Here is a 17,143-nt window from a genome sequence, read left to right as displayed (position 1 = left end):
TCAAACGGGGCATATCATGAAAAACGGGATACTGGCGTCGGCCGGTTGGATCGCATTGAGCATGGCCGCGCCCGCTGCGGCGCAGCAACTCGACAATCCGGCGGAGGCATTCGGCCAGCGGCCGGCCGTGAGTTCGATCGCGCTCTCGCCGAGCGGCAACCGCGTAACCTATCTCGGCCCGGGGCCGGGCGAGGAAACCCGCGCCTATGTCGCCGATGTGACGGGCGGCCAGTCGTCGATCGTCTCGGTCAGCGATGGGGACCCCATGGAGCTCGACTGGTGCCGGTTCGTCAATGAGGAACGACTGGTCTGTTCGGTCTCGGCCTTGATGCGCGCCGAACTCCAAATCTATCCGGTCAACCGCCTGTTCGCGATCGACGACGACAGTTCGGATGCCCGTTCATTGGGGCAGCGGGACAATATCTTCCGGCGCAACCGGCAGTTCGAGGGCAGTATCGTCGACTGGCTGCCGGATGACGATGACAGGATTACGATGAGCCGCACCTATGTGCCCGAGCAAAATCGCGGGGCAACGCGGATTGTCGATCGCGACGAAGGGCTGGGGGTTGTCCTCATCGATACGCGCACCGGTCGTACCGAGCGCATCGAACCGCCGGTGCGCCAGAATATTCGCTTCCTGAGCGACGGCTACGGAACCGTTCGCATGAAGGCGACGATTTCGCGGCGCGGGGCGACCGGCATGGCGGGCGAGACGATCAATTATTATTACCGCACGGCCGATAGCGATGAATGGCGCGAATTCGGGTCGTACAATATGGTGGACGATACGGGTTTCTATCCGCTGGTCGTCGATCGCGCCCTTAACGCGGTTTACGGGCTGGACAAGCATGACGGCCGCGATGCGTTGTTTCGGATCACGTTGAACGATACGCTGGATCGGGAGCTGATCTACGCCCATCCTGAAGTCGATGTCAGCCGGCTCGTTCGACTGGGTCGCGAGCGGCGTGTGATCGGTGTTGGCTATTCGGAAGACGAAAATATCGTTGTCTATTTCGATCCCGAATATGAAGCGCTGCATGAGGCTCTGAGCAACGCGCTGCCCGGCAATCCGGAGATCATATTTCTCGATGCCAGCGACGACGAAAGCCGGCTGCTCGTTCGCGCGGTCGGTCCGACAAATCCGGGTCGCTACTATGTGTTCCACAAGGCGACGGGCGCGTTGAACGAGATACTTCTCGCCCGGCCCGCGCTGGAAGGCGTGACTCTCGCCGAGGTGCGCCCGGTTCGCTATCCGGCGGCCGACGGTACGATGATCCCGGGCTATCTTACCCTGCCGCCGGGAAGCGATGGGCAAAACCTGCCTGCTATCGTCCTGCCGCATGGCGGTCCGGAATGGCGTACCTTTTTGAGCTTCGACTGGCTCGCGCAGTTCTTCGCCCATCAGGGCTATGCTGTGCTCCAGCCCAATTTCCGAGGATCCTACGGTTATGGCGAGGATTGGCTCGTCGAAAACGGCTTTCAGAGTTGGGCGACCGCCATCGGCGACGTCAATGACGGCGCGCGCTGGCTGGTATCTGAGGGCGTCGCCAATGCCGACCAGCTGGCTGCGGTCGGCTGGTCCTATGGCGGCTATGCAGCCTTGCAGTCCGGCGTTATCGATCCCGGCCTGTTCAAGGCGATCGTCGCGATCGCGCCCGTGACGGACCTTCCGGCGCTGCGCCAGGATGCCATGGCCTTTTTCGGTGGACGCAATGCGGCCGAATATCTGGGCTCCGGCCCGCATATTCTCGCCGGTTCGCCGGCCCGCAACGCCGCGCGGATCACCGCGCCGGTGCTGCTGTTCCACGGCGACGAGGACATCAATGTCGATATCGGCCAGTCCCGCCGGATGCACGACCGGCTCGGCGATGCCGGCACGCAGAGCGAGCTCGTCGTATTCGAGGGCCTCGATCACGGCTTGCGCGATTCCGCCGTCCGCATCCGGATGCTCGAACGCAGCGATACCTTTCTGCGCATGGCGCTGGGGCTTGAGGATCCGTCTTGAACGAAGACGCGATCCGGATCCTCGTCGATGCCGATGCCTGTCCGGTGAAGGAGGAAATCTACAAGGTCGCATTCCGGCACGCGGTGCCCGTGACGATCGTCAGCAACAGCCATTTGCGCGTGCCCGATCATCCGCTGATCGGCCGCGAGGTGGTGAGCGACAGCTTCGACGCGGCGGATGACTGGATCGCCGAGCGCGTCCGGGCGAAGGCGATCGTGATCACCGCCGATATTCTGCTCGCCGACCGCTGCATCAAAAGCGGGGCCAGCGTGATCGCACCGAACGGCAAGCCGTTCACCGCCAACTCGATCGGCGCCGCCGTCGCGACGCGCGCGATCATGGCGGATCTGCGCGCGGGCGGCGATGCGATCGGCGGGCCGCCGCCTTTTTCGAAGGCCGATCGCTCGCGCTTTCTCTCTTCGCTCGACGAAACGCTGGTACGGCTGAAGCGCGGCTAGGTTCTGACCCTATCGGGGGCAGGGGGCACCGTCGGGTGTGCGTCCCTGTTCTCCGGGGCGGTAGCTGCAGACGATATTGGGTGCGAGCTCTTCTGCGTCGAACCAGCTGTCCTTCATCCGCATGGCTGCGAATAGCTGGGCCTGATCGTCGTAATGGCGCGAATCCGGCCGGGTGCTCGCCGCGCCGAACTGATGGACGCTGCGCGAGCTGACGGTGCCGTCGCGGTGCCAGGTGATTTCCATGATGTAGCTGTCACCGGCTGTCGCCGAATGCGCGCCGTCTTCCGGATCGCCCCAATAGATCGCGCGCAGCGCGTCCGGCCCGCCGCTGAGCGGCAGGTCCGCCGCGCCGCGCCGCAGCCGGACGACCGCGCCGAGCGGGACGTCGAGACGGCCATGCTCGGTCATCAGGAATTCGACGGCTCCGGCGAAGGTCTCGCGCGGATCGGGCAGCGGATCGCCGCGATAGGCGGCGAGCATGATGTGCCGGAGGACGAGCGCGGCGAGGCCGTCGGCCGATCCTTCGCCGTCCAGCGTCCAGTCCCACCGGGCGAGCAGCTGCTGCGCGTCGGAAAGGTCGCCCGGCTCGAAATTCAGCGCGGCGATCCGCCGGAAATAGGGGCCGGCCGCGGACAGGCGCGAATAGCCGGTGTCGTATTTCACGCGGCGCAGCTCCGGCCAGCCGATCGGACCCTCGATCGCGGCGAGCAATTCGTCCGCCCGCAGCATCCGGTTCGTCCGGTTGCTCTCGACGCCGAGCAGTTCCGAAAAACCGTCGCAATCGAGATTGTCGGCCTCGGCGGTGGCGATGCAGGGCGTACTGTTCGCGTCGAAGATATAGCCCGAATCAGGATCCGCGAGGAACGGGATCGAAGCGAAGGGCGCATCGGCCGTCCACAATGCCCGGCTCGTGTCGCCCGGCAGCACGCCGCGCCAGTCGAATCCCTCCGCGCGGTCGGGGAAGCGCGCATTGTAGAGGCGGGCGATATGGCCCTCGCGATCGGCATAGATGAAGTTGGTCGCCGGGATCGCCTGCATCCGCATCACATCCTGCCATTCTTCGAAACTCTCCGCGCGGGTCAGGCGGTAATATTGCTCGACCTGGCGGATCTCGCCGATACCGGCATAGCGGATCGCGAAGGCGCCATTGTCGTTGATCATCACCGGGCCGTGGATCGAGCGATAGACGGTGCGCGGGATCGGCACGACGAGCGGCCCCATCCGGACGTGAAGCCAGATCCGGCGGCTCTCCAGCGGCCGCCATTCCCCGTCGAAGCGATAGGCGTCGCCCGCATCGTTCAGCGTGAGCGCGTAGACATCGACCAGGTCCGGCCGGTTCACCGTGTTGGTCCAGCTGATATGGCGGTTATGACCGAGCAGCGGCAGCGGCGCGATCGGGAACAGGCCGCCGATCATGTCGAGCCCTTCGGCGCTGGTGACATGCGCTTCGTACCAGGCGACCGGGCCGTTCCAGGGCTGGTGCGAATTGACGATCAGCTTGGTCGCGCCGTCCGGATCGCGCGACGGGGCGATGGCGAAGGCGTTGGATCCGCGCTCGGTCGCCGGTTCAGCGTTGCGCGGCGGCTCCTCGCTGGCGGCGAGCGCGCCGAGCGTCCGGTCGATGCCGTAGAAGAAGGGCGAGGTGAAGGCGAAGCCGGTCGCGATATCCTCGCCGGTCACGGGGAAGAGGCCGCGGATGCGCAGCTCTTCGGGATGTTCGGACGCATAAAGGTTGAGCCCGTCCGCATAGGCCTCGATCAGCGCCCGGGTTTCGGGAGATAGTTCGCGCTCATAGCCGTCGTCCACGTCGCTGCGCGCGTCGAACAGGTGCCAGGCATAATCCTGCGCCGCGCCCTCGGCCCCGGTGAGCTCGCCGAGCCGCCCGCGCGCGCTCGCGATCACTTCCTGAAAAGTCGCGAAATCGTCTTCCGCATGCGCATAGGCGAGCCCGAAGGCGGCATCGGCGTCGGTCTGTCCCAGCACATGCGGCACGCCCCAGCGGTCGCGCCGGATGACCACGTCATAGTCTGTCTCGGGCGCGGCGACCTGTTCCTGCCGCGCATACCATTGGCTGTTGAGCACGGCGTTGGCGGCGGCCGCGACGACCATGATCGCAACGATTGCGCCGAGGATTTTTGCCAGCTTCTTCATAGGTCCCCCGCTCGCCGGTGTAGTGCGCCCCGTCATCGGCGGCCAGCGGCGAGAGATCAAGCGCGGCGGCCTAAATGCGGTCCAGTTCGCAGCCCCGCGCTTCGAGGACGGGCCGCAGGGCGCGATAGGCGGCGGGGGTGCGGGTGAGCGGGATCGTCGGATGTAGATGGTGGACGATGTGGAACTGCATTCCCATCGAGCCGATATTGCCGAGTGCGCTGCGCCAGGCCCGGGTGTTGCGGTAGCGGCCTTGTTCCTCGCCGGGATGGTGCGGTGCCCAGCTCAGGAAGAACTGGATATAGGTGAGGCCGATATGGCGCGGCAGCCACCAGAGCAGCAGCGCCTCGAGTCCGAAGCCCGCCCAGGCGAGACCGCAGAGCAGGCCGTAGAAAACCATCTGGTAGAGCACGCCTTCGAGCACGACATCGGGCCGCCCGAGCCGCATCAGCGTTTCGCCATAGCCGTTCAACCCGCCCTCGGCCCGGGGCTGCCGGTTGACGATGCTCTTCAGGATCGCATCGACCGGTCCCTTGGCCCTGGTCCCGTAATCGGGGTCGCGCGCTGGATCGTTGGTGTGGCGGTGATGTTCGAGATGGGTGAGCCGCGCGACTCGGTAGGGGAGGACGAGCGGGATCGTCGACAGCCAGCCGACCGCCTGGTTGAGCCAGCGCCATCGGGTGCCGGGCCGCGCGATGATGTCGTGCTGGGCCTCGTGCGAGGGCAGGTAGGAAAGCATGACGTTCAGCGTCGCGATCGGGAAGGCGGCCCAGAGCGGCAGATAGCCGAGGATCACCAGCGGCCAGAGCGCGAGCCATGTCGCGAGATTGGCGAAGGCCCAGAATACGGCGAACCAGGGTACGCCGCCCATGAAGCGGCGCGCGATCGCCTGTTCGCGCCGCATCAGCTCTTTTTTTGCGGCGGCGGTCATCGCCGGCGCTTCGGCTAGACTCGCCATGAGATCCAGCTCCCCCTGGTCTGTGCATAGAGCCCCCAGATGCCGCCGAGGATGAAACCGGCCAGCAGCGGGCTGATCCCCGATGGCGGCGTCCATCCGATCGCCGTGATGAGCTGCGCCGTCACGGGTGGGATGAACAGCAGGCCGAACAGGATCGGCCCGAAATGGAAGCCGGTTTTCAGGATGCGGGCCAGCATTGGAATTTCCGGTTCGCCGCTCATGCCGCCTGCTCCGCGGCTCTTGTTTCGCCGTTGGCGAGCGCGTCGAGCTTGCCCATCAGCGCGGCGTGAAAGTCGTCCGTGGCATCGGCGGCGAGGCAGACATAGAAACCGCGCAGCGCATTTCGCCGGAGTTCGTCGATCGTGATCAGCTGATACACCCAGTCGTGCAGGCTGGTGCGGTAGATGGCGTACATCTGCGCGCCGAGCAGGTCGCAATCGATCCGGCCGCGCAGCAGCCCCTCGCGCAGGCCGGCGCGGCAGGCATTCGCCGCCATCTGGACGGACCGTGCGTCGAAATCTTTCGAGGCGGTGCGCATCTCGGTGCGATAGCCGAGCTGTTCGCCGGCGATCAGCGCGGCGCGATAGAAATTCTCGTCCGCGCCGAACAGGCCGGTCGACTGGATCACGACCGCCTCGGCCCGTTCGAGGGCAGGAGCCGTTTCGAAATCGCGAAGCTGGGCCTCGATCCGGGTCACCGCGCGTTCGAACAGCGCCATCAGCAGCGCGTCCTTGTTGCCGATCAGATTGTAGATGGTCGGCACGGTGACCGAAGCGGCATCGGCGAGCGCGCGCAGGTTCAGCGCGTCGAAACCCTGTTCTCCGATGACGCGCTGCGCCTCGCCGAGGATGGCATCCCGGCGCCGCTGCATGTTGATCGATCGCGTGGTCGACTCGGCCATGCAAAGATATTTGCACAGCGTTATAATTTAATCAATGTTAAAGTTATCTCGCGGACCGGTCCGCCGCAGTCAGAGACCTTCCAGCCGGCAGCCGCGCGCCTCCAGTATCGGCCGCATTTCGCGATAGGCGGCCGGCGTGCGGGTCAGCGGGATCGTCGGATGGAGATGATGGACGATGTGATACTGCATGCCCATCGAGCCGATATTGCCGAGTGCGCTGCGCCAGGCCCGCGTGTTGCGGTAGCGGCCCGTCGCCCTGGCCGGGTGATGCGGCGCCCAGCTCAGGAAGAACTGGATATAGGCGGTGCCGATATGGCGCGGCAGCCACCAGAGCAATAGTGCCTCCAGCCCGAAGCCCGCCCAGGCGAGGGCGCACAATATCCCGAAAAAGACCAATTGATAGACAAGGCCGTCCAGCACGACATCCTTCCGGCCCATCCGGATCAGCACGTCGCGATAGCCGCGCAGCCCGCGGTTGGAACGCGGCTGGCGGTTCTTCAGGCTGACCCAGAGCATGTGGAGCGGCCCGTCCGCGCGCATGCTGTAATCGGGGTCGCGCTCGGGATGGTTGGTATGTTTGTGATGCTCGAGATGGGTGAGCTTGGCGGCGCGATAGGGAAGGACGAGCGGGATCGTCGAGAGATGGCCGACCAGCTCGTTGAGCCAGCGCCATTTGGTGCCGCGCCGGCCGATAATATCGTGCTGGGCTTCGTGCGAGGGCAGGTAGCAGAGGATGACGTTGGCGGTCGCGATCGGGAAGGCGGCCCAGAGCGGCAGCATGCCGGACAGGACGAGCGGCCAGAGCGCCAGCCAGACGGCGAGATTGCCGAGCCCCCAGGCGACGGCGATCCAGGCCACGCCGCCCATATATTTGTGCGCGATCGCCTGTTCGCGCTGCATCAGCGTCTTGCCGGACCCGTCGATGTCGTTGTCCGGCGATCGGTGTTCGACCACCCGCGGCGGGGTTTCGGCTAGAGCTTCCATGTCAGCCAACTCCCCCGCCATTGCGCATACAGGCCCCAGACGCCGCCCAGCACGAAACCCGCGGCTAGCGGTGCCATGCCGAGCGGCGGGCTCCAGCCCAGAATCCCGATGATTTGCGCGGTTACCGGGGGAATGAACAACAGGCCGAACAGGAGCGGCCCGAAATAGAATCCCGTTTTGAGAATAGCGATCGCCATTGATCCTCTTCTGCCATTATCTCGAAATTCCCCACGGAGAGGAGGTCGATAGGGGGAATTGCTAAATAACTGCCTAACAAAGACAATTTGATACAATTTTTTATCGGAAAAAGGCGGTCTGGCTGGTCAGCGCGATCAGGTCGCCCGATGGCGACCAGATCCGGGCATGCTGATCGCTCATGCCCCGGCGAATGCGCGCGCTGTCGCTTTCGACGAGCACATGGTCGGTCCCGATCGCCGCCAGTTCTTCCTCGGTCGCGAACATCGCGAAACTGTAGGACACGGTCGAACTGAAGCGCGGCGTATCGGCCAGGAAGAAGGCGCGGGGCATCGGGACGTCGGATATCGAGACCAGCCCCTTGGTATCGAGCGGGCGGCCGTCGCCATCCCGCATCCAGACGGCGCTGCGCGGCTGGTCCTGAACGGTGAAGGGCCTGCCGACCGCGATCCGCTGGTCGTAATGGCCGAACCAGCGCGGCCCCATGCCGGGCGGAAAAGCGAGCCGTTCGGTGTCGGCCGCCGGCGTCACGTCGGGCATCTCCGGCTGATAGGCGAGATCGGTTTCGCGCCGGTCGGACATAACGATATCGGAGCTGAAGAGCAGCGGACCGTCGTCGGCATCCTTGTGCAGCGTCACGCGAAAGAAACCGGTGCGCTTGCGCTGGCTCAGCGTCTCCACGCGAACGAACACCGTCTCGCCCTCGATCCCGGCGAGGAAGATCGCGTTGATGCTCGCCAGCGCGGCGGCCGGATCGGCTTCCCGCGCGACCGCCTCCATCGCCAGCGCCAGCGCCCAGCCGCCAAAAGCGCTCTCCATGTTCCAGAAGACCTGGGTAACGGGCCGGGAATAGACACGTTCGCCATGAGCCGCGATTTCCGTTTCGGTATCGAGGGCGTAGTCCAACACAATCTCCCATCCGCAATGTGCAGGCTGCGCTATGGAATCGGGAGCATCGGCACAATTGCTGATTTTGCTATCTGCCGATGGAATGGCCGCGGAAAGGCCGGCCGGGAGTGTAAGGCGCCGGGCGGTTCGGACGGGACGCGGTGGGCCGGGCTTAGACTCCATGCTGGTCACGACGCCGTTTGCGCCGGCCATCGCCATGGTGGTAAATGTCAAAGAATACACGAAAAAAAGGGGGGTCTGATGACTCAGGTTTTGCGGATCATGCGCGCCGCGATTGGCATTGCGGGAGCGATTCTGGCAACGGCGTGCATCACGCCACCGGATTACGAGGTTATGACCGCCGACTGCATCTACCAACGTCACGACGTGCCTCCCGGCAGTGCCGCAATGGCCCCTTTCTTCGTGACGTCCCAGTTGCCCGATTGTCGCCAACCCGTGTTTGCGCTGACGCGATATCGGATGGACCAGATGCGCCAGGGGCGTCTCGCACCGATCGCACCCGGTCGGATCATGGAGTCATCGGGTGACGAGGATCCCCGGTTCCAAACGTCCGACTCTTGGTGGACCGACCTTGATGCCGCGCGCGATGCGCATGGCGGGGCCGTCCTCCTTTACGTTCATGGCTATAACAACAGCTTTGCCGAAGCGGCCGAGCGCGCGCGGGTCATCGCCGCAACCTCCGGATTTCGGGGTCCGATGGTGATATTCGCCTGGCCTTCCCGCGCTCGCCTCGCCGGCTATGTGTGGGACGAGACCAATATCGGCTGGAGCCATTTCTATTTCGAACATGTGCTGACGGGATTGGCGCGGCGCAGTGATCGTGTCGTACTGGTCGCACACAGCATGGGCAGCCGCGCGGCAGTCGACGGACTGACAGCGCTGGAACGCGCGGAGCCCGATGCCGCGCGCAAGGTGGATACGGTGATATTCGCCTCGCCGGACATGGACCGGGCGCGTTTCGATCGCGATGTCGCACGGGAGCTCGTTCGGAGCTGGCGGGATATCACCGTCTATGTGTCCCATCGGGACTGGCCGCTCCGCCTTTCGTGGAACGTGCACGGCTCGCCCCGGGCCGGAGATCCCAGCTGCTGGTATTCGGCCCCGCGCGGACGGAATGATCGCCAGCGATGCCATCTTCATTCGCGGCCGGGCTTCACCGTGGTGGACACGTCGCCAGTGCGCGATTCAACGCTCGGGCATTCCGATTTCGCGGCCAGCCGGCCAGCTGTTTTCGATATGTGCCGGGTGATCGCGCGGGCGCGGCCGGAAGACTTCAGGGGGCGCGATCCGATCGGTCCCGATATTCATGGCCATGAGACGGAGGCTGGCTTCTTCCTCACCGACGCGGCCGATGACGAGCATGGTTGCCCCGGTCCGGGGCCGGATGCGCTCGGCAATTAGGGTCTGCAACGAAAAAGGGCGGCCTGCAGGCCGCCCTTCTCGAATGGGGTCCTCCCCGAACCTTTGGCCCGAACCTTTGGCCCGAACCTTTAGCGCGAATAGAATTCGACGACGAGGTTGGGTTCCATTTTCACCGGATAGGGCACTTCGTCGAGCGTCGGAACGCGTGTGAAGACGACCTTGGACGTGCCGTCGGGCACGACATATTCGGGAATGTCGCGCTCGTTGAGGCTCTGCGCCTCGAGCACCAGCGCCATGTCCTGGGCCTTGGCGCGCAGGGTGATCTCGTCGCCCGCCTCGATGCGGCGCGAGGGGATGTTGCACTTGCCGCCATTGACGCGGACATGGCCGTGATTGACGAGCTGGCGCGCGGCGAAGATCGTCGGCGCGAACTTGGCGCGATAGACGATCATGTCGAGACGCTGCTCGAGAATGCCGATCAGGTTCTGCGACGTATCGCCCTTCATCTTGCTCGCCTCGGTATAGGCGCGCTTGAACTGTTTTTCGGTGATTTCGCCGTAATAGCCCTTCAGCTTCTGCTTGGCGCGCAGCTGCACGCCGAAGTCCGAAAGCTTGCCCTTGCGGCGCTGGCCGTGCTGGCCGGGGCCGTATTCGCGGCGGTTTACCGGGCTTTTGGGGCGACCCCAGATGTTTTCGCCCATCCGGCGGTCAAGTTTGTATTTGGCGCTTTTGCGCTTCGACATGCGTCGTCTCCAATTTGCTTCATATGTGGCGCCCCTTCTTGTCCGAAAACCGGAATTCCACTTTTCGGGAAGGGTCGATGTCATTGTCCCGGAACGCACCGCCGTACCAAGCTGCACGACGCGGCCACCACTTCACCGGGGTGCGGGGCCAATTGCGAAGGCGCGCATGTGGCGGCCCGCCGCCGGAAAGTCAAGGGATTTGGGGTGTCGGATATTCCGTTCCCGACGCCCTTGTGCTCAATGCCGAATGAAGATCGGCACGGGCGGGCGGCGCAGCATATAGCGCGTTACGCCGCCGAAGATCAGTTCGTTGAGCCGCGACCGGCTGTAGCCGCCCATGACGATGTAATCGGCGCCGAGGCGTTCGGCTTCCCGGGTCAGCGTTTCGGCCGCGTCGGCGCCCGCGTCCTCGGCGATATGCTGCGTGCTGTCGATGCCGTGCGCGCGCAGATAGGCGGCCGCCCTTTCAGGCGGGAACTGCCGGATGTCGGCCGCGGCGGTGACGATATGGACGGCCGTGGCGCCGCGAAGCAGCGGCAGCGCCTCGCGCATCGCCAGCGCCGATTGCGCGCTGCCGTTCCACGCGATCATCGCGGTCCCGAAGGCCGCCGGTCCGTCCGGCGCGATGAGCAGCGGTGTCGGGCTGCGCAGCAGCAGCGGTTCGGCGACCGGCTCGGACACCGCCGGGCCGCCGCTCTCCGTCATCGGGCTGACGGCGATGAGATCGGCGAGCGGCGCTTCGCCGACCAGCGCATCCACCACATTGCCCGGATAGTCGTGCCAGTCCCATTCGACGCCGGCCTCGGCCAGCCGGGTTTCGACGGCGCGGCGGACCCGCTTGCCCGCGCGCATATCCTCTTCGCCGAGCCGCGCCATGCCGCTTGCGCTGATCGCGCGCCCGGCGCCGGGGGGCGTCCGCGCATAGAGGCACAGCAACGTCGCGCCGAACTGCTGCGCCAACGCCGTGGCAGCGGCGAGCCGCGCGTCCAGCCCGTGATCGGCATGGACGGGCAGCAGGATATGCTTGGGTCCCATCGGTTTCGCTCCTGTCATTGGCCGTCGCCGATAATCATCAGGCCGCGCCGCTCGTCGACGATCGTGCGCGCCGCGTCGTCGGGGAAGCCGATGCCCGTCAGCACCTGCTCGCACAGTTCGAGACTGGCCTCGACCGTTTCGGGGACGGCGCTCGCGGCGCCCTGTTTCTGCAGCTGGCGCGCATGGCTCGCGTCGCGGGCGCGCGACATGATCGGCACATGCGGCCATGCCGTGTGCACGGCCTTGATGACATGGGCGGCCGAACCCGGCTCGTCCATCGTCGTCGCGAAGGCCGATGCCCGCTCGATCCCCAGATGCTCGAGCAGGTCCGGCCGGCTCGCATCGCCGAAGAACACGCAGGCTCCGTCGGCCCGTTCGCGCGCGACGAGTTCCGGATCGCTGTCGATCGCGACATAGGGGACGCGCTGCTCCTCCAGCAGCTGCGCGAGCATCTTTCCGACCCGGCCGAAGCCGCCGATGATGACCGGGTGCCCGTCCTCCATCGGCTGGTCGTCGGCCGCGAGGCCCGCATCGCGTTCGCGTATGGCCTTGCCCAGGCGCCGCCCCGCGGCGGCAAGCAGCGGGGTCAGGAACATGGTGACGATGACGACCAGCAGCATGAACTGCGCGATCGCGGGATCGAGCAGGGTGTAGGAGAGCGCCGCCGCGATAACGACGAAGGCGAATTCGCCGCCCTGGCTCATCAGCACCGCGGTTTCGGCGGCGACGTCCCTGGGCAGGCGCCAGATCCGGGCGAGCGTGTAGATGATCGCGCCCTTCAGGATCAGCAGTCCGACGACCGACAGCAACACCCAGCCGATATTGTCCCACACCGCGAGGATATCTAGGCTCATGCCGACCGAGATGAAGAACAGGCCGAGCAGCAACCCCTTGAACGGTTCGATATCGCTGGCGATCTGGTGACGATATTCGGTTCCGGCGAACAGCAGGCCCGCGAGGAAGGCGCCGAGCGCCATGGAGAGCCCGGCTTCGGCGGTCAGCGCCGCGGTGGCGAGGACGAGCAGCACGACCGCCGCCATGAACACCTCGCGGCTGCCCGTTCCGCCGACGAACTTCAGCAGCGGCCGGACGATGATCCGCCCGATCACGAAGATCGCGCCGATGACGAGGATCGCCTCGCCGATCGCCCAGAAGGCGGCGAGCGCGAGCGAGCCCTGGACCGTCGCCCCGGCGACGCCGACGAAGAAGAGGATCGGCACGACGGCGAGGTCCTGCAGCAGCAATATGCCGAAGCTGGAGCGCCCGGCCGGGGCGCTGAGCCGGCGCGTCTCGGTCAGCAATTGCATGACGAGCGCGGTCGAGGACAAGGCGAGGCAGAGGCCGAAGATCGTCGCCGCGACCAGCGAATTTCCGAATATATAGGCGATGACGCCGATAAAGATCGCACTGATGATCACCTGCGCGGCGCCGAGGCCGAAGACGAGCCGGCGCATCCCCCATAGCTGCGCGACCGACAGTTCGAGCCCGATCGTGAAGAGCAGGAATATGACGCCGAGCTCGGCGACCCGGCTCACCCCCTCGATATCCGAAATGACGAGGAATTCGAGGATCGGCGTGTCGCCGGCCAGCCGTCCGGCGCCATAGGGGCCGATGATCAGGCCGACGAACAGGAATCCCAGCACCGGGCTGATCCCGGCGCGCCGGACCAGCGGAACGACAAGCCCGGCGGCGACGAGGAAGATGATGATTTCCCGAAGATACGGGATTTCAGGGTGCACTATCGGATCCTTGTATCGCCGTTATCGCGGTCGGCGATCGGTCGGGCTTGGTTGAGTGGCTCGGGCATTCAGAAATGCTTCCAGGTCCTTTGCTACCACGCGGAATTCGCGGCTGAGCTTGATCGCGCGCAAGCCGCCATCATGTATCCAGCCCCGCACGGTGGGCTCGCGCACCTTCAGCAGCGTCGCGATTTCCTGCGTGGTCAATAACGGCCTGCTCAGCATCTCAACCATCCCCGATAGCGCCCAATCGCTACAGAGATATCTCAACCGCGTCAAAAGGCCTTTGACCGGTCGGGATCGGCCGCCGCAACAGGCGCGCTTTCCGGGGTGCTGAGGATGGGAACGCGAGCGGCGGCGGTCAGGCCGCCGGCGCCCGCGCGTCGATCATCCAGCAGGCGGCGGTGAACCGGACCTCGGATTCCGCGACATAGGGATCGAAGGCCGGGCGAACCGCCGCAACGACCTTCGCTCGCGTCGCTTCGTCCGTGCCGGCGAGGACCCGGCCGACCGGACCGAGCCGGGCGAGATACCGTTCGAGCGCCGGTTCGGGAAAGGTGCAGCGGAAATCGATCGGCGTGATATCGATCCCGGTCCAGCCGGCTTCCTTCAAGAAGCGATGCGGCCGGTCCCGGTCGGCAAAAGCGAACTGGCCGGGTTCGTCGGGATTGCGGGGCGGCAGATCGGGGAGCAGGGGGGCGGCCGCCCTTTCCGCGGCGGTCATGAAAGGATTTTCCTCGGGACTGCGCCAGGCGATCAGGCGCATCCGGGCGTCGTCCGTGGCCGCCCGTCGCAGATTGGCGAACGCGCGCGTGAAATCGTCGAAGAACATGACGCCGAATCGCGACACGACCCGGTCGAACCGGCCGGGTTCGAAGGGGTGAGTTTGCGCGTCGGCACAGATGAAGTCCGCCGGAACGGCTTCCGTATCGGCCCGGGCCCGGGCGGCGGCGATCATCGGCTCGGAGATATCGATACCGGTGCAGCGGCCCTGGGCACCGATGGCGCGCGCCATGGCGAGCGTCGTGCCGCCCGTGCCGCAGCCGACATCCAGAACGTTCCGCGCCGGGTCGGCCGAAACCGTCTCCACGAGCAGCGCCTCGATCGGCGCGAACATTCCGTCCATCAGGGCCTGGGCGTCGACCCAGGCCTCTCCGGCGGCGCCATTCCACACGGCCGTCGGGGTATTGTCGATCGGGTTTGCAGCGTTCATCATGTCATCCTTTTTGCTTGTCAGCGAGAATCGAAAGCTGCATTCTGCCACTTCAAGTCAACTTGAGGTCAAGCGGTGAAGGCACTGGACATAGCGGAGGTGGCGAAACGGTCCGGCGTGCCGGCCTCGACCCTGCGCTATTATGAGGAGCGCGGGCTGATCGAATCGATCGGCAGGCGCGGTCTGCGCCGCCTGTTCGAGCCCGGCGTGCTGCAGCGGCTGGCGCTGATCGCGCTCGGCCGGGCCGCCGGTTTCTCGCTCGAGGAGATCGCGCAGATGTTCGCGCCCGACGGGCGGCCGCGCATCGACCGGGATGCGCTGGCGGCGAAGGCGGACGAGCTCGACGCGACGATCCGCCGGCTGGGCGCGATGCGGGACGGCCTGCGCCACGCCGCGGCTTGCCCGGCGCCCAGCCATATGGAATGCCCGAATTTCCGCCGATTGCTGGGCGCCGCCGCGTCCGGCGCGATCCGCGCACCGGAAAAGCGTGGGCCCTGACGTCACCGCCGCCTGCGCGAGTGGAAATCCGGACCCTAATCTGGCATAATCCGGTGTATCCGACAGGCTGTCTTGCCTCGCAATGTGCGCTGTCCGGCATTTTCCCTGCGTATTCGGGTCCGGTCGGCGCGGCCTGCCGCAACAGGGGACTTCCGATGAAAAAGCTATTCTTTGGCGCCAGCCTCGCCTGTGTGGTCGCCGTGCCGCAAAGCGTGGCGGTGGAAACCGCGAATGCCGGGCCGTCGGCCGAGACGCTGGCGATGCTCGATCCGGTGCGCCGCGCCATCGCCATATGCAGCCAGCGGAGCGGTATCAGCGCGCTCGACGCGCGGCTGCAGCTGGCTTCGGCCATGGCGCTCTCCCAGGGCGAGCCTGCCGCGCCGATGCCGCTGTTCGACGATGTGCCGTCGTTCCAGCTCTCTGCCGACTCGGACAACGAGACGGCGCGCGGCTATTTCGACCAGGGGCTGATGCTGACCTATGGCTTCAACCACCACGCCGCGATCCGGTCCTTCCAGGCCGGCCAGGCGCTCGATCCCGGATGCGCGATGTGCTGGTGGGGCGAGGCGCTGGCGCTCGGCCCGAACATCAACGCGCCGATGGACCCGGCCGCGAACCCGGCGGCGCTCGCCGCGATCGGCCGGGCCGTCGCCTTGCGCGCCAACGCCGCGCCCGAGGGGCAGGCGCTGATCGATGCGCTCGCGACGCGCTATTCGGCCGCTCCCGATGCCGACCGGGCGACGCTCGATACCGCCTATGCCGAGGCGATGCTGGCCGTCGCGGCGCGCTTTCCGGACAATGACGAGATCGCCGTGCTCGCCGCCGAAGCCGCGATGGATACGAGCCCCTGGAACTATTGGGAGCCGGGCGGGCAGGTCAGCGTCGGCCGGGTCGGCGAGGGCGTGCGCCTGATCGAGGGAGTGCTCGACCGCAATCTCGTCCATCCCCAGGCCGCGCATCTCTACATCCACCTGATGGAGAATAGCGGCGATCCGACCAAGGCCGAGGCGGCGGCCGACCGGCTCGCCGAGTGGATCGCGCCGTCCGCCGGCCATCTCGTCCATATGCCCGCGCATATCTTCTACCGGATCGGCCGCTATGCCGATTCGATCCGCGTGAATGTCGCGGCGGCGCGCTCCGACGAAGCCTATCTGGCCAATGTCGGCGACGACGGCCTCTATCGCTTCGGCTATTATCCGCACAATGTGCATTTCATCGTGACCTCGGCGCAGATGGCGGGCGACATGCCGACCGCGATCCGCGAATCGGTGCGCCTCCAGCGCATCCTCGACACCGATGTCGCCGCGCAGATCGCCTGGATCCAGCCGATCCACGCCGCGCCCTATATGGCGGCTGCCCAGTTCGCGGCGCCCGAGCGGATTCTCCAAATGCGCGAGGCCGATCTGCGGCTGCCCTATGTCGTCGGCATCCGGCACTATGCCCGCGCGCTCGCCTATGCGCAGCTCGGCGATGCCGACGGGTTCGGCCGCGAAATCGCAGCGCTCAACGCCATCCGGACCGATGCCGATCTGTCCGTCATGATCGAACAGGGCGTTCCCGCGCCCGAATTGCTGACGCTCGCCGAAGCGGTGGCGCGGGCGCGGCTCGCCTATGCCGATGGCGCGCATGACCAGGCGATCGCGCTGTACCGCGAGGCGATCGCGCTCGAAGACGCGCTGCCCTATACCGAGCCGCCCTACTGGTATTATCCGGTCAGCCAGTCGCTCGGCGCGGCGCTCTACCGGGCCGGGCGCTACGCGGAAGCGAAGGACGCGTTCATGGCCGCGCTCGTGAAGGCGCCGGCCAATGGCTGGGCGCTGTACGGCCTCGCCGAGACCGAACGGGCACTCGGCAATCCGGTCGAAGCGGCCGCCGCCGATGCCGCGCTCGAACGCGTCTGGCTCGGCGCGGACGGTTGGCTCAGCCTCGATCGCCTCTAGCGACCGTCCGACGCGCCGGAGGCAGATGGAAGGGAAATAGGATTCCGCGCCGAAA

General features: G+C 66.0%; 17 protein-coding genes. 5 read left to right on the top strand and 12 right to left on the bottom strand.

The genetic code is table 11. The annotated features are described in order from the left end of the window. Nucleotides 1-16: 16 nt before the first annotated feature. Together HFP57_RS05105 and HFP57_RS05100 are read left to right on the top strand one after the other, a co-directional pair. A complete protein-coding gene (locus HFP57_RS05105) occupies nucleotides 17-2,005 on the top strand; it encodes an alpha/beta hydrolase family protein (RefSeq protein ID WP_176868773.1) in 1,989 nt (662 codons plus the stop codon). 11 nt (nucleotides 2,006-2,016) lie between these two features. Continuing rightward, a complete protein-coding gene (locus HFP57_RS05100; RefSeq protein ID WP_176871161.1) occupies nucleotides 2,017-2,463 on the top strand; it encodes a YaiI/YqxD family protein in 447 nt (148 codons plus the stop codon). A 9-nt stretch (nucleotides 2,464-2,472) separates the two neighbouring features. Here the strand turns inward: HFP57_RS05100 and HFP57_RS05095 are convergent, their stop codons facing one another. From HFP57_RS05095 to HFP57_RS05065, 7 genes are all read right to left on the bottom strand, one after another. Next, the gene (locus tag HFP57_RS05095; RefSeq protein ID WP_176868772.1) at nucleotides 2,473-4,614 is read right to left on the bottom strand and encodes a penicillin acylase family protein; all 2,142 of its coding nucleotides are present in this window, start codon (nucleotides 4,612-4,614) and stop codon (nucleotides 2,473-2,475) included. Between the two features lie 70 nt (nucleotides 4,615-4,684). Beyond that, complete coding sequence (locus tag HFP57_RS05090; RefSeq protein ID WP_218135072.1) at nucleotides 4,685-5,569, bottom strand: fatty acid desaturase; 885 nt, start codon at nucleotides 5,567-5,569, stop codon at nucleotides 4,685-4,687. After that, nucleotides 5,557-5,790, bottom strand: a complete 234-nt coding sequence (locus tag HFP57_RS05085; RefSeq protein ID WP_246263400.1) for a hypothetical protein — start codon at nucleotides 5,788-5,790, stop codon at nucleotides 5,557-5,559. The genes HFP57_RS05090 and HFP57_RS05085 overlap by 13 nt, the downstream gene beginning before the upstream one ends. Continuing rightward, nucleotides 5,787-6,470, bottom strand: coding sequence for a TetR/AcrR family transcriptional regulator (locus HFP57_RS05080; RefSeq protein ID WP_176868771.1), 684 nt, complete (start codon nucleotides 6,468-6,470; stop codon nucleotides 5,787-5,789). Before HFP57_RS05080 ends, HFP57_RS05085 begins: the two co-directional genes overlap by 4 nt. Nucleotides 6,471-6,539: 69 nt before the next feature. Next, nucleotides 6,540-7,454 carry a fatty acid desaturase gene (locus tag HFP57_RS05075; RefSeq protein ID WP_246263393.1) on the bottom strand — a complete coding sequence of 305 codons (915 nt, stop codon included), beginning with the start codon at nucleotides 7,452-7,454 and terminating at the stop codon, nucleotides 6,540-6,542. Further along, nucleotides 7,442-7,651 carry a hypothetical protein gene (locus HFP57_RS05070; protein WP_176868770.1) on the bottom strand — a complete coding sequence of 70 codons (210 nt, stop codon included), beginning with the start codon at nucleotides 7,649-7,651 and terminating at the stop codon, nucleotides 7,442-7,444. Before HFP57_RS05070 ends, HFP57_RS05075 begins: the two co-directional genes overlap by 13 nt. Before the next feature lie 100 nt (nucleotides 7,652-7,751). Continuing rightward, nucleotides 7,752-8,555, bottom strand: a complete 804-nt coding sequence (locus HFP57_RS05065) for an acyl-CoA thioesterase (RefSeq protein WP_176868769.1) — start codon at nucleotides 8,553-8,555, stop codon at nucleotides 7,752-7,754. 243 nt (nucleotides 8,556-8,798) lie between these two features. Between HFP57_RS05065 and HFP57_RS05060 the strand changes: the two genes are divergently transcribed. After that, complete coding sequence (locus HFP57_RS05060; protein WP_176868768.1) at nucleotides 8,799-9,959, top strand: alpha/beta hydrolase; 1,161 nt, start codon at nucleotides 8,799-8,801, stop codon at nucleotides 9,957-9,959. Between the two features lie 89 nt (nucleotides 9,960-10,048). Here the strand turns inward: HFP57_RS05060 and rpsD are convergent, their stop codons facing one another. From rpsD to HFP57_RS05035, 5 genes are all read right to left on the bottom strand, one after another. Beyond that, on the bottom strand, nucleotides 10,049-10,663 hold the full coding sequence (gene rpsD, locus HFP57_RS05055) for a 30S ribosomal protein S4 (protein ID WP_176868767.1): 615 nt from the start codon (nucleotides 10,661-10,663) through the stop codon (nucleotides 10,049-10,051). 237 nt (nucleotides 10,664-10,900) lie between these two features. After that, entirely contained in the window at nucleotides 10,901-11,698 is a 798-nt protein-coding gene (locus tag HFP57_RS05050) for a universal stress protein (RefSeq protein WP_176868766.1), read from the bottom strand. Between the two features lie 14 nt (nucleotides 11,699-11,712). Then, complete coding sequence (locus tag HFP57_RS05045; RefSeq protein WP_176868765.1) at nucleotides 11,713-13,437, bottom strand: cation:proton antiporter domain-containing protein; 1,725 nt, start codon at nucleotides 13,435-13,437, stop codon at nucleotides 11,713-11,715. A 21-nt stretch (nucleotides 13,438-13,458) separates the two neighbouring features. Further along, nucleotides 13,459-13,671 carry a helix-turn-helix domain-containing protein gene (locus HFP57_RS05040; RefSeq protein WP_246263392.1) on the bottom strand — a complete coding sequence of 71 codons (213 nt, stop codon included), beginning with the start codon at nucleotides 13,669-13,671 and terminating at the stop codon, nucleotides 13,459-13,461. A 127-nt stretch (nucleotides 13,672-13,798) separates the two neighbouring features. After that, nucleotides 13,799-14,653, bottom strand: coding sequence for a class I SAM-dependent methyltransferase (locus HFP57_RS05035; RefSeq protein WP_246263390.1), 855 nt, complete (start codon nucleotides 14,651-14,653; stop codon nucleotides 13,799-13,801). A gap of 72 nt (nucleotides 14,654-14,725) precedes the next feature. Here HFP57_RS05035 and HFP57_RS05030 point away from each other — a divergent pair, with 72 nt between their 5' ends. Both HFP57_RS05030 and HFP57_RS05025 read left to right on the top strand, forming a co-directional pair. Next, on the top strand, nucleotides 14,726-15,148 hold the full coding sequence (locus tag HFP57_RS05030) for a helix-turn-helix domain-containing protein (protein WP_176868764.1): 423 nt from the start codon (nucleotides 14,726-14,728) through the stop codon (nucleotides 15,146-15,148). A 155-nt stretch (nucleotides 15,149-15,303) separates the two neighbouring features. Next, the gene (locus tag HFP57_RS05025; RefSeq protein ID WP_246263388.1) at nucleotides 15,304-17,088 is read left to right on the top strand and encodes a tetratricopeptide repeat protein; all 1,785 of its coding nucleotides are present in this window, start codon (nucleotides 15,304-15,306) and stop codon (nucleotides 17,086-17,088) included. Nucleotides 17,089-17,143: the final 55 nt, after the last annotated feature.

It is taken from the genome of Parasphingopyxis algicola (assembly GCF_013378075.1).
Lineage (GTDB): Bacteria > Pseudomonadota > Alphaproteobacteria > Sphingomonadales > Sphingomonadaceae > Parasphingopyxis > Parasphingopyxis algicola.
Note: the sequence above shows the minus strand (reverse complement) of the source record. Positions and strands in the feature narration are given on the sequence as shown.

Excerpts from the sequence above, each read along its gene's own strand:
- rpsD (WP_176868767.1), bottom strand. The coding sequence starts at position 10,663 with ATGTCGAAGCGCAAAAGCGCCAAATACAAACTTGACCGCCGGATGGGC.
- HFP57_RS05105 (WP_176868773.1), top strand. The coding sequence starts at position 17 with ATGAAAAACGGGATACTGGCGTCGGCCGGTTGGATCGCATTGAGCATG.
- HFP57_RS05025 (WP_246263388.1), top strand. The coding sequence starts at position 15,304 with ATGAAAAAGCTATTCTTTGGCGCCAGCCTCGCCTGTGTGGTCGCCGTG.
- HFP57_RS05050 (WP_176868766.1), bottom strand. The coding sequence starts at position 11,698 with ATGGGACCCAAGCATATCCTGCTGCCCGTCCATGCCGATCACGGGCTG.
- HFP57_RS05080 (WP_176868771.1), bottom strand. The coding sequence starts at position 6,470 with ATGGCCGAGTCGACCACGCGATCGATCAACATGCAGCGGCGCCGGGAT.
- HFP57_RS05075 (WP_246263393.1), bottom strand. The coding sequence starts at position 7,454 with ATGGAAGCTCTAGCCGAAACCCCGCCGCGGGTGGTCGAACACCGATCG.
- HFP57_RS05035 (WP_246263390.1), bottom strand. The coding sequence starts at position 14,653 with ATGATGAACGCTGCAAACCCGATCGACAATACCCCGACGGCCGTGTGG.
- HFP57_RS05040 (WP_246263392.1), bottom strand. The coding sequence starts at position 13,671 with ATGGTTGAGATGCTGAGCAGGCCGTTATTGACCACGCAGGAAATCGCG.
- HFP57_RS05070 (WP_176868770.1), bottom strand. The coding sequence starts at position 7,651 with ATGGCGATCGCTATTCTCAAAACGGGATTCTATTTCGGGCCGCTCCTG.
- HFP57_RS05085 (WP_246263400.1), bottom strand. The coding sequence starts at position 5,790 with ATGAGCGGCGAACCGGAAATTCCAATGCTGGCCCGCATCCTGAAAACC.
- HFP57_RS05090 (WP_218135072.1), bottom strand. The coding sequence starts at position 5,569 with ATGGCGAGTCTAGCCGAAGCGCCGGCGATGACCGCCGCCGCAAAAAAA.
- HFP57_RS05060 (WP_176868768.1), top strand. The coding sequence starts at position 8,799 with ATGACTCAGGTTTTGCGGATCATGCGCGCCGCGATTGGCATTGCGGGA.
- HFP57_RS05095 (WP_176868772.1), bottom strand. The coding sequence starts at position 4,614 with ATGAAGAAGCTGGCAAAAATCCTCGGCGCAATCGTTGCGATCATGGTC.